Consider the following 11,019-nt stretch of genomic DNA (forward strand, 5'->3'; position numbering starts at 1 on the left):
TGACGAGCGCGGCACCCGCGAGTACAACCTGGCTCTGGGTGAGCGTCGCGCCAACTCGGTCAAGAACTACCTGACCGCCCTGGGCGTCGAAGCTGCCCGCGTTCAGACCATCTCCTACGGCAAGGAGCGTCCGCAGGTCGTTGGTTCCAACGAAGCCGCCTGGACGCAGAACCGCCGTGGCGTGACCGTGATCAACTGATCCGGTACGACCGCAAAGGTCAAGGCGACAGCCTGAAGGAAACGCCGTCCGGGAAACCGGGCGGCGTTTTCTTTTGCGCGCTTCCGGCCGGTCTGATGGCCGCGATTGATGTCAGGCGCGGACCCCCGGCCCGCGTTGCGCGGATTGGACGCGCGCCCAGGCATGGGCCCCCGTCTGGAACCCGATATTGCCGGCATAGCCGACCGTTTCCAGACTATCGCGGAACAGGGAGCCGATGGATTGGCGCAGATCGGCGGGTAACAGCCTCTGGGTGCGGATCATCAGGTCGAACCGCCCCGTCCAGACCATGCCGTCTAACTGCATCGGCCCGATATTGCTGAAACTCAGGTCTAGCAGGAACCGTTTGGGGGGGCCGCGCCCTTCGCCGCGCTGTTCCTCGCCCTCCTGCTCCGTGGCGCTGCGTACGTGCAACTGGGCACGCATCACCTGATCGGGGGTGCCGAAGGGGATGGGCATGGCGCGCCATCCGTCCGGCGTGGGTTCCGCCGCCTGCCGGGCCGCGGCCTGGAAATCCTCGCGAAGCTGGGCCAGCAGGCGCCCACCGCCGCGCGCCGTCAGCAGTTCCGTTGCGTCGGCTCCCAGCCAGCCAGCCGCGTCGCCACCGCGCAGCGCCGCCAGGAAAAAGGTCAGATTGGTGGTCAGCCGTTTGGTCGGCTGGGGCAGGATGGTTGCGGCGATGGCGCGGGCCATGGCCGGGTCGGCGGCAACCAGCGTTGACATCACCTCCCGCATCGCCGGCCAATCATCCCCCTGTACAGGATCCAGCGGCGGCAGCAGGGCCGCAAGGTCGCGGTTCTGCGGGATTTCCAGGGACAGGGTCAGGTTGGTGCCGGGCGGCAGGTCGGTGCGGGCGCGTAGGACCAGCGTCCCCTGTGACGTGGTCACCACCGGCTGCCCCTGTGCGGTATTGCCGACCAAGGTGCCGGTGATGCTGTTGGCCGGTGGAAGGGTCGGGAATCCGTCCCGATGCGCCGGCAAGGTGCCGGGCGGTGCGGCATTCCCCTCCACGGCCAGTACCCGCAACTGCACCGGCTGCCCGTTGGGGAGCGGGGCAGGCTTGGCCGGTCCCGTGGGGGGCGCGGTGGGTGGGGCAGGCGGGGCGTCGCCACGGGCACGGGCAAGCTGGATTTCCGGTGGGGACTCCGGTTGCAGAAGCGGCGTCAGGGCCGGTTTGGCGGGCGCTGGCGTCGTTGGCGGGGCGGTTGGGGGTGGGGGCGGCAGGACCGGTGTAGCGCCGCGCGCCCGCACCGTTTGCAGGCCTGTATCCGGTGCGGTCTGTCCCGGCCGGCCGGGGACCGGCACGGGGTCCCCAATTGGACCGGTGGGCGGTGCCGTGGGCGGCGATGGTGGCAGATTCTCGCGCGTACGGGCCTGCCAAAGGGCCGGTTCCGGGAGGGCGCGGGGGGAGGGCGGATCGGGCCGTGTGACGACCGTCGTCGGCGGCGCCGTGGGCGGAGCCGGCGGGCGGGCATCACGGGCGCGCGCCTCCTGCTGTGCCGGTTGTCCCGGTGACGGTTCACGACTTGTCTGTGGGGCTGGGGTTGACCCCGCCCCGGTACCGGCCGCCGATGCGTCTGGCCGCTGTGCAGCCTGTGTCGGCTCCCCCGGCATGGCCCCCCTTGGTCCGGGCAAAGGCGGAACGCTGTCACCGCGCGGTGACGCTGCGGCCGGTGCGGTTGGGGGTGCTGTCGGTGGGGACGGCGGCGGTGCAGCGCGAAGCCGGGTTTCCTGCACCGGTTGCTCGGCCATGTCGCCCGGTGGTGCCGGTGGCCGTGGGGAGCCTTCAGCCGTGACGGGTCCCGTGGGAGGGGCGGTGGGCGGCGATGGCGGCTGGCTGTCCCGGACGCGGGCGAGTTGGCTGCCGTCCGTCGCGGGCACGGCTTGCGGTGAAGGCGGGGGAGACGGCGTCGGTCCCGGCGGGCCGGAGGGTATGGGGATCGTCGGCGGCGCCGTTCCGGATGCGGGGGGGCTTCCCTCCCGAACCCGCGCATCCTGAGCGGGGGTGGCGGTCGGGGCGGGCGCAGGAGCCGGTGCTGCCGGCCCGGCGCCGCCTGTGGTGGGGATCGTCGGCGCCGCCGTTGGTGCCGACGGTGCGGTGTGGCCCCGCAGGCGGGCCAGGTCCGTGGATGCCCCTGTCCCTGTCGGTGTGGGGGCGTCTTCCGGGGGCAGCGGGGCTTGTGCATCGGTCCGCAGCGGCAGGGCCGGAGTCGCCGGTCTGTCGGTTGGCACGGTTGGGGGCGCCGTCGGGGGGTGCTGGGGGGCAGCACCGCGCAACCGCGCTTCCAGCGCCCCGTTCCGGTCGGCCGGGGGGCCATCCAGGTCGCGGAAGGTGAACAGGCCGGATGATGGCGTTGTCGGGATGTTGTACCGCGCCAGCCGGGCCAGACGCGCCGCATCGCGGTCGACGGGTTGCTCCGCGCGCGCAGGGGGCGTCGGGGTGCTGACCTCCTGCCCGCCATCCGGCGTTTGCGCCGGGGGGGACGGGGCCGGCCCCCCTGTTGGCGGCCGCTGGATACCGGCGACCGGGGTCGGTTCCGGTGCATCACCCGCCAGGCTTGCAAGAAGGCTCCCGGTGGGGACGGGGGCGGCCGGTGGTGGCGGTGCGCTTTCGGCCGCTGGGGCGGGGGCTGGGGGCGGTGCTGGCTGCGCTGCGGGGGGCAGCGGCGGCTTCTGCCCGCCGGTGACCGGCGGCTCTGTAGGGCCGGCTGCTGCCGCCGCATTTGCCGTGCTGACCGGTGGTGGGGGTGATACCGGGCGCGGCTGAACCGCGGCCACCACGATGGCGGCGATGGTGGCGCCGGGCTGTATCTGGGGCAGTGCTTGGGGGATTGGGGCGCTGGCCTGGGGTGCGTTGGCCTGGTTGACGGCCGCGCTGTTGACGGGTGCTGCCGGCGTCTGCGCCGGGGGTGGTGCCATGGCGGCGGCCCGTGGCGGTGTGCCGGGCACCTGTGGCGGGATGCGCAGCGTAACGGGCCGGTCGGTCGGCAAGGGGGTTGGTGTTTCAACTGCCACATCACCGGCAGCGGTGCGGATGGTGGCCTTGCCATCCTCCTGCGCCACCACCTGACCGGAGACGACAAGGGCACGGTCCAGCCCCGCCAGCTTATCCGGCAGGGCACGGATCATCACGTCGGCCAATGGCACCAGACCCGGTGCGGCCGGCGCCGGGCCTGTTCCGGTGGGGGCGGCGGTGAGGCCGGGGGGCAGCGGGGCGGACATGGGCCTTGGGCCCGCCCGCCCGGTCAGCCGGCCGTCAGCTTCTGTGCCAGCGCCATGATGTCATGCGCCGCGTCGGAGGTGGGGGAGCGGACCAGCAGCGGCGTCTGGGTCTTGATGCTTTCCCGCACCTTCATGTCGCGGCGGATGATGCCGGCCAGTTGCGGCGACTTGCCCAGGAACTTGCGGCAGGCGGCCAGCAGGGTCTCATAGGTCTTGTCGCCCTCCGCCCTGGTCTGCGCCATGTTCACCACGATGCGCAGATCGGCCATCGGGTTGGCCTGATAGGACAGCTTCAGGAAGGCGTAGGCATCGGTGATGCTGGTCGGCTCATCCGTCGTCACCACCAGCGAGATGCCGGCGGGGGCCGTGAAGGTGCGGACATTGCGATCGACACCGGCGCCCAGGTCGATGACGATATTGTCGTAGGACCGGGCAAGATCGGTCAGGTCGTTGCGCAACTGGGTCAATTTTGCCGGGGGCAGATTGGCCAGGCTGCCGGAACCGGACCGGCCGGCGATGATGTCGAACCCGCCCTCATTATAGCGGGTGGTGGACCCGGCCAGCGTCACCATGCCATCGATCACCTGGCCCAGATCGCGCTTGGGCATCAGGCCCAACTGGATATCGACGTTCGCAAGGCCCAGATCGCCGTCGAACAGCAGGGTCTTGCGGCCCAGCTTGCTCAGCGCGTGCGTGAGGGAGATGGAGAAGAAGGTCTTGCCGACCCCGCCCTTGCCGCTGGCCACGGCCAGGATATTGCGCTGGCGCAGCGGCGTGACATTGGCGGAGGCGGCCATCATCGCGGACAGGTCGTTCATGCGTGGGTCCCCGTTTGCTTGGCTCGCCGCTGTTCGGCTTGCAGTTCCGGCATCATCATCTTGGCCAATATTGTCGGCGTCAGGGCGGTCAGCCCATCGGCAACCTTTGTCGTCGCACTTACATCTGCAAAAGCCAGGCCAGCCTCGTGGGCGGCGGCCAGCAGGCTTCCATAACGCCGCGCCATGTCCATGCGGGTGGCCAGCAGACGTCTGGCACCGATGGCACGGAAGGCCTTGGCGATCTCCACCGCCTCCACCGGATCAAGGCCGGCAGGCAGCACCAGCACGGGCTCTATATCGGTGGCGGTGACGAATTCCCGCAGATCCTTCATGTCCTGCGCGTTGTAGGGGTTGCGGCCGGCGCTGTCGACCAGCACCTGTTCCATTCCCCGTGACACTTCCACCGCGTCCGACAGGGCCGTCGGGTCCTCCACCGTGATCAGGCGGAGCTTCAGCACACGGGTGAAGGCCTGCAACTGCTCGATGCCGCCGGCCCGGATCGTGTCGGTCGAAATGACGCCGACGGGACGTTTCTGCAGGGCGCAGCGGGCGCATAGCTTGGCGACGGTCAGAGTTTTCCCACCACCGGGCGGGCCAACCAGCATCATGGGACGCGGCGCCCGGCCATCGGGCAGGGGCTGGAAGCTGAACACGGCGTCCAGGGCGGCGGCCATGGCCATCATCGGGTCGCGTGTATCGAAATCTTCCAGGCTGTCGACCAGCCGCTGGTTCAGTTCCGCCGGCACGCCATGGCGCAGCAACGTATCGGCCACGACATCAATGGGTTCCGGCCCCTCGGGTTCCAGGAAGCGCAGCGGGTTGGCGGCCGCCATCGGCGGGTGCGCCGCCAGCATGCCCTCGTCTTCCTCGATCGCGGCCGTCACGCGGACGCCGACGCCCTCTTCCTCGCGGGTGGCCACGATGATGGCGTCGTCGCCCAGCACCTCGCGGACAAGCCGCATGGCTTCCTGCATGGATGGCGCATGGAACGATTTCAGACGCATGCCGACCCCGCCTTCCCGGCCCTCCAGCCCTTGTTGACACCTTGAGTCGTCACTATAGCAGCCTTTGCGGCGAAAGCCCTAGGGCGCTGGAAAAGTTGTCCCGGCCGTGCCATCAGATCTGCCCCAATGTCTTGATCTTGGCCTTGGGGTGGATTTCGTTCTGCGACATCACCACCGTGGCCGGGCGGAAACGTTCGATGATGGAGCGCACGAAGGGCCGGATCAGCGGGGAGGTCAGCATCACCGGCGCCTCGCCCTGCATGGCGAACTTTTCGAACGACTGGCGGACGGCGGTGATGAATTGCTGAAGACGCGAGGGGGCCATGGACAATTGCCGCTCGTCCCCGTCGCCCACGATGCTGTCGGCGAAGGCCTGTTCCCATTCGGGTGACAGGGTGACCAGCGGGATGAACCCCATATCGTTGGTATTGCTGTCGGAAATCTGGCGGGCCAGACGGGCGCGCACATGTTCCGTGATCTGGGTCATGTTGCGGGTATAGGCGGTGGCCTCCGCCACGCCTTCCAGAATGGTGGGCAGGTCGCGCACCGACACACGTTCGCCCAGCAGGTTCTGCAACACACGCTGCAGGCCGCCGATGGTGATCTGTGTCGGCACCACATCGCCTACCAGCTTCTGGTGTTCCTTGCCCATCTCATCCAGCAGCTTCTGCGTCTCCGCATAGGAGAGCAGATCGGCCATATTGTCCTTGATGATCTCGGTCAGGTGGGTGGTGACGACGGTGGGCGGATCGACCACCGTATAGCCCTTGAACAGCGCTTCCTCGCGATAGGCGCCATCGATCCACATGGCGGGAAGGCCGAATGTCGGTTCCGTCGTGGTCTCCCCCGGCAGGCCGATGCGATCCCCCCTCGGGTCCATGCAGAGCAGCATGTTGGGCCGCACATCGCCGCGGCCCGCCTCGATCTCCTTGATCCGGATCAGGTAGGTGTTGGGGGGAAGCTGCAGATTGTCCTGGATGCGCACGGCCGGCATTATGATGCCGATTTCCGCCGCCAATTGCCGGCGCAGGCCCTTGATCTGATCGGTCAGACGGTGCCCCGCCTCCGAACTGATCAGTGACAGCAGCCCGTACCCCAGTTCCAGGCGCACCAGATCGATGGCCAGCGCCGTGGAGATCGGTTCGTCGGCAACCGGTGTCGGGGCGGCGGCGGCCTGTGTCTCCTGTTCCGCCTCCAGCGCGGCACGCATCAGCCTGGTTCTGGGCAGGTAATAGGCGGCGGCGGCCAGACCGATGGCCAGCAGCCCGAAGGAGATCTTCGGCATGCCGGGCAGCAGGCCGATGGCCATGACCACGGCCGCCGTCAGACCCAGGGCGGTGGGATAGAAGGTAAGCTGCCCGAACACGGCCTTGTCGGTGGAGCCGGTGGAACCAGACTTCGACACCATCAGACCGGCGGCTAGCGAGACCAGCAGGGCCGGGATCTGCGACACCAGACCATCGCCCACGGTCAGCAGCGTATAGGTCTGGCCCGCCTCCAGGAACTTCATGTCCTTCTGGGCGATGCCGATGATCATGCCCACGATGATGTTCAGGAAAGTGATGACCAGACCGGCCACCGCATCGCCACGCACGAATTTCGACGCACCGTCCATGGAGCCGAAGAACTGGCTTTCATCCTCCAGTTCCTTGCGGCGCTTGCGGGCCTCCCCCTCGTCGATCAGCCCGGCCGACAGGTCGGCGTCGATGGCCATCTGCTTGCCGGGCATGGCATCCAGGGTGAAGCGGGCGGCCACTTCGGCGATACGGCCCGAACCTTTGGTGATGACGCTGAAATTCACCAGCATCAGGATGCCGAACACGGTCACCCCGATGATGAAGTTGCCCCCCATGATGAATTTGCCGAACGTCTCGATGACGTGGCCGGCCGCAGAGGCGCCTTCATGCCCATGGCCCAGGATCAGGCGCGTGGACGCCAGGTTGAGCGCCAGGCGCAACATCGTGCTGACCAGCAGGATGGTGGGGAAGCTGCTGAATTCCAGGGGTTTCTGGATCGACAGCACCGTCATCAGGATCAGGACGGAAAAGGCGAAGGAAATGGTCAGGCCAACGTCCAGCAGGAAAGTCGGCAGCGGCAGGATCAGAACGACGACGATGGTCAGAATGGCCAGCGCGAAGCCCACCTCGCCGCGTTTCAGCGACTGGCCGATAATACGCAGGGCGTCCTGGGCGGAGCCTATGTTGGACTGCGGTTGGTCGGTCATCGGGGGTGATCTTCGGGTTCTGTGTCAGGGGTCTGCGTGATGGGGACGGGTGTCACCCCACCGCCCGGTCATCCTCCACCCCGCCCGCCGGCGGCGGCACGGATACGCCGCCTTCGCTATATTCTTTCAGCTTGTTGCGCAGCGTGCGGATGGAAATACCCAGGATATTGGCGGCATGGGTACGGTTGCCCAGCGTATGCTTGAGCGTGTCGATGATCAGGTCCCGTTCCACATCCGCCACCGTGCGGCCGACCAGCGCCTGCGTTGCCGTTGTGCCCGGCATGAAGGTGCTGCCCGCATCCGCCAGCGGGATCACCGGGGCCGGCGGCGGCGGTGGATAGGGCTGCGGCGCATAGGGTTGCGGGGAATAGATGGAGGCATTGCCATAGGAACTGGCCGCCCGTGCGGCCGCCGGCATCACGGGCTGCACCGGTTGCGGCGGCGGCGGGGGCTGATAGGCGGCGGGCTGCGGCGCCGGGGCATAGCTGGGCTCGGCACCCGTCAGCAGGATGGCATCCGTCCCGATCTCCGTCCCGCGCGACAGCAGGACCGCGCGGTGCATGGTGTTTTCCAACTCACGCACATTACCGCGCCAATGGTGCGATTGAAGCAGGGCCATGGCAGTGGGGCCGACCGTGCGTTCGGGCAGGCCATTGGCTTCGGAATATTTCGTCGCGAAATGCTGGGCCAGCAGCGCGATGTCGTGCGGACGGTCGCGCAGCGGCGGCAGTTGCAGGGCCACGACGTTGAGGCGGAAATACAAGTCCTCGCGGAACCGGCCGGCCTTGGCCTCCGACAGCATGTCGCGGTTGCTGGTGGCCAGGATGCGGATATCGACCTTGACCGGCGTATTGCCGCCCACCCGGTCGATCACCCGTTCCTGGATGGCGCGCAGCAGCTTGGCCTGCAGGCGCAGGTCCATCTCGCTGATTTCGTCCAGCAGCAGGGTGCCGCCATTGGCTTCCTCGAACTTGCCGATGCGCCGCGCCACGGCGCCCGTGAAGGCGCCCTTCTCATGCCCGAACAACTCGCTTTCCAGCAGGTTTTCCGGGATGGCGGCACAGTTGACGGAGACAAAGGGCGCGCCCGACCGCCGGCTTTTGCGGTGCAGATAGCGGGCCATCAGTTCCTTACCCGTCCCGCTTTCACCGGTGATCAGGACGGACGCGTCGCTGGGGGCGATCTGATCGGCGAGCGCCAGGGTGGCGGCCATGGCGGGGTCGCGGCTGACGATGGCGTGGCTTTCCTCCGCCACGGCTTCCAGCACGGCGGCGATCAGGTTCGCGTCGGGGGGCAGGGGGATATATTCCTTGGCACCCGCGCGGATGGCCTTCACCGCCGCCTGGGCGTCGGTACCCACGCCGCAGGCGACCACGGGGACCGCGAACCGTTCATTCTTCAGGGCATCGACCAGGGTGCGCACGTCCAGCTTCACGTCGATCATCACCAGATCGGCGCCCTGCCCGGTACGCAACGCGTTCAGCGCCCCGTCGATACTGTCGGTATGCGCGACCTTCGCCCCCTTCTGCAGGGCGATCTTGCCGGCGGCGCTGATATAGCCTTCGAGTGTTCCCACGATCAGAAGACGCATCGTCCTACCCTTTCACTCACCGGTCCGGTCATTCAAAACAGGTTCATTGTTCATAGGCCGTCACCCGTAATTCGGGCGGCAGCACGGTATTGATCATCACCTCCAGCCGGCGGGGATTCTCCTGCCGTGCCACCGAACCGGCGGCCAGCAGATAGAGCCCGTCGACCAGCGCCTCGCGTTCCGCATTGCGGTCGATCTTGGCGGCGATGGGGGAAAAAACCATGGAGCCCAGGATGGCCCCGTAGAAGGTGGTGATCAGCGCCACGGCCATGGCCGGGCCCACCGTGGACGGGTCCGAAAGGTTGCCCAGCATCTGTACCAGCCCGACCAGCGTGCCGATCAGACCCATGGCCGGCGCCACCTCCGCCGCACGCCGCATCACCGCCGAGGCGGTGCGGGCGCGGGCCAGATTGGCTTCGATCTCGGTCCGAAGGATGCGTTCGGCATCGTCGGCCGGCAGCCCGTCGACGATTAACTCCACCGCCTTGGACAGGACGGGCCAAGCCTTTGTGCTTTTCACCAGGGGCTGCAGGCCCAGCGGACCCGACCGGCGGGCGAATTCCGCCAGCGACAGGGCCGTCTGCGCCGCCGCGCGCGGATCGGGCGTATTAGCAACCATCGTGGAGGACAGCGCTCTCATGGCCGCGCGCATGTCGGGCCAGGTGAAGGAAATGGTGGTGATGGCCGCCGTGCCGCCCAGCACGATCAGCACGGACGGGATATCGACGAACGATCCGACACCGCCGCCGCCCATGAACAGGGCACCCAGCACCAGCAGCAGCCCCGATGACAGGCCGATGATGGTGGCCAGGTCCAGCCGCCGTCGCATGCGCGGCAGGGGCGGCGCCTTGGCGGGTGCCGGTGCCGGCGGTGCGGACGGGGCCGCCTGTGGTGGCGGTGCCGGGGGCCGGGTGCGGGTGGTGGCGCGGTCGTTCATGCCTTACGCCCGCTCGGTCTTGATGATTTCGGTCATGGTCACGCCCAGCCGGTCTTCCACGACCACCACTTCGCCGCGCGCCACCAGCCGGTTGTTCACATAGATGTCGATGGCCTCGCCCACCTTGCGGTCAAGTTCCACCACGGCACCTTTGTTCAGGCGCATCAGGGTGCTGACCTGCATGTTGGTCTTGCCCAGGACGGCGGAAATCTGCACGGGGATGTCGTAGACGGACTCCAGGTCCTTCACGACGGGCAGGGCTTCCAGTTCCCCGCCGCCAGCGCCGCCACGGCCGCCTTCGAAATCGCTGAGCGACATATCCTCTTTGCCGGCCATCTCAGCCCCTATCCCCGGAATTCATCAGATGCGTCATGGTCACAGCGCCGCCTCCCGCCGGTGGGTGCCGCCCACCTGTCCCGGCCCGCCGGGGAAATCGGCCAGAAGGTTGCCGGCCAGCTTCTCGATATCGGCCCAGAGGCGTCCCACCTCGCGCTCGGCCCCGCCGGCGGCCCAGTCCACCTTCACATCCATCTCACCCAGCTTGGGATCGGCCAGCACATTGACCTGTCCGCCGAAACCGTGGCGCATGGCCATGTCGCCGATGCGGCCCCGCAGTTCATCGAACCAGCGCTCATGCACGCGGAAGACCAGCTTCGGCTCCTCCACCAGTTCCTCCAGAAAGGCGGCGATCACCCCCTCGATCTCGGTCAGGCCCTGGCGTTCCACCAGACCGGGCCACAGCTTGCGGGAGATGGCCAGCGCGATGCGGGTGGTATTGTCCCGCCGCACCTGCGCTTGGCTGTTCTGCACGGTCACCAACTGTTTCAACCCGTTTTCCACGGCGCGCAATGCAGCCGCCAGTTCCTGCTGGTCCTGGGTCTCCGCCTGCGCCTTGCCCTGGGCGATACCTTCGGTCAGGGCGGCGGCGCGCGCCTGTTCCTTGGCCAGCCGCACCTGCTGCTGAAGCTGCTCCAGGCTGAAGGTGGGCGGTGGCGGGGGAGGGGGG

At 68.0% G+C, this 11,019-nt stretch carries 9 protein-coding genes; 1 reads left to right on the top strand and 8 read right to left on the bottom strand.

Translation table 11 applies throughout. The annotated features are described in order from the left end of the window. Positions 1-199 (top strand): OmpA family protein (locus KBA48_RS30025; protein WP_292912367.1); only part of this gene is annotated, 199 nt, incomplete at its 5' end. A 111-nt stretch (positions 200-310) separates the two neighbouring features. On the opposite strand, the gene KBA48_RS30030 is transcribed toward KBA48_RS30025, so the two are convergent. From KBA48_RS30030 to KBA48_RS30065, 8 genes are all read right to left on the bottom strand, one after another. Continuing rightward, the gene (locus KBA48_RS30030; protein ID WP_292912368.1) at positions 311-3,439 is read right to left on the bottom strand and encodes a hypothetical protein; all 3,129 of its coding nucleotides are present in this window, start codon (positions 3,437-3,439) and stop codon (positions 311-313) included. A 23-nt stretch (positions 3,440-3,462) separates the two neighbouring features. Next, a complete protein-coding gene (locus tag KBA48_RS30035) occupies positions 3,463-4,257 on the bottom strand; it encodes a MinD/ParA family protein (RefSeq protein ID WP_054167179.1) in 795 nt (264 codons plus the stop codon). Then, positions 4,254-5,261: a GTPase gene (locus KBA48_RS30040; protein WP_292912369.1), complete on the bottom strand. Its 1,008-nt coding sequence runs from the start codon at positions 5,259-5,261 to the stop codon at positions 4,254-4,256. The genes KBA48_RS30035 and KBA48_RS30040 overlap by 4 nt, the downstream gene beginning before the upstream one ends. 112 nt (positions 5,262-5,373) lie before the next feature. Next, complete coding sequence (flhA, locus tag KBA48_RS30045; protein WP_292912370.1) at positions 5,374-7,485, bottom strand: flagellar biosynthesis protein FlhA; 2,112 nt, start codon at positions 7,483-7,485, stop codon at positions 5,374-5,376. A 52-nt stretch (positions 7,486-7,537) separates the two neighbouring features. After that, entirely contained in the window at positions 7,538-9,076 is a 1,539-nt protein-coding gene (locus tag KBA48_RS30050) for a sigma-54 dependent transcriptional regulator (RefSeq protein ID WP_292912371.1), read from the bottom strand. A 43-nt stretch (positions 9,077-9,119) separates the two neighbouring features. After that, positions 9,120-10,013: a MotA/TolQ/ExbB proton channel family protein gene (locus KBA48_RS30055; protein WP_292912372.1), complete on the bottom strand. Its 894-nt coding sequence runs from the start codon at positions 10,011-10,013 to the stop codon at positions 9,120-9,122. A gap of 3 nt (positions 10,014-10,016) precedes the next feature. Beyond that, positions 10,017-10,349, bottom strand: a complete 333-nt coding sequence (gene fliN, locus KBA48_RS30060; RefSeq protein ID WP_292912373.1) for a flagellar motor switch protein FliN — start codon at positions 10,347-10,349, stop codon at positions 10,017-10,019. Positions 10,350-10,388: 39 nt separating this feature from the next. Next, positions 10,389-11,019 (bottom strand): FliH/SctL family protein (locus tag KBA48_RS30065; protein ID WP_292912374.1); only part of this gene is annotated, 631 nt, incomplete at its 5' end.

Origin of the sequence: Niveispirillum sp., from assembly GCF_017996735.1 — a bacterium.
GTDB lineage: Bacteria > Pseudomonadota > Alphaproteobacteria > Azospirillales > Azospirillaceae > Niveispirillum.

Excerpts from the sequence above, each read along its gene's own strand:
- KBA48_RS30055 (WP_292912372.1), bottom strand. The coding sequence starts at position 10,013 with ATGAACGACCGCGCCACCACCCGCACCCGGCCCCCGGCACCGCCACCA.
- KBA48_RS30050 (WP_292912371.1), bottom strand. The coding sequence starts at position 9,076 with ATGCGTCTTCTGATCGTGGGAACACTCGAAGGCTATATCAGCGCCGCC.
- KBA48_RS30030 (WP_292912368.1), bottom strand. The coding sequence starts at position 3,439 with ATGTCCGCCCCGCTGCCCCCCGGCCTCACCGCCGCCCCCACCGGAACA.
- flhA (WP_292912370.1), bottom strand. The coding sequence starts at position 7,485 with ATGACCGACCAACCGCAGTCCAACATAGGCTCCGCCCAGGACGCCCTG.
- KBA48_RS30035 (WP_054167179.1), bottom strand. The coding sequence starts at position 4,257 with ATGAACGACCTGTCCGCGATGATGGCCGCCTCCGCCAATGTCACGCCG.
- fliN (WP_292912373.1), bottom strand. The coding sequence starts at position 10,349 with ATGGCCGGCAAAGAGGATATGTCGCTCAGCGATTTCGAAGGCGGCCGT.
- KBA48_RS30040 (WP_292912369.1), bottom strand. The coding sequence starts at position 5,261 with ATGCGTCTGAAATCGTTCCATGCGCCATCCATGCAGGAAGCCATGCGG.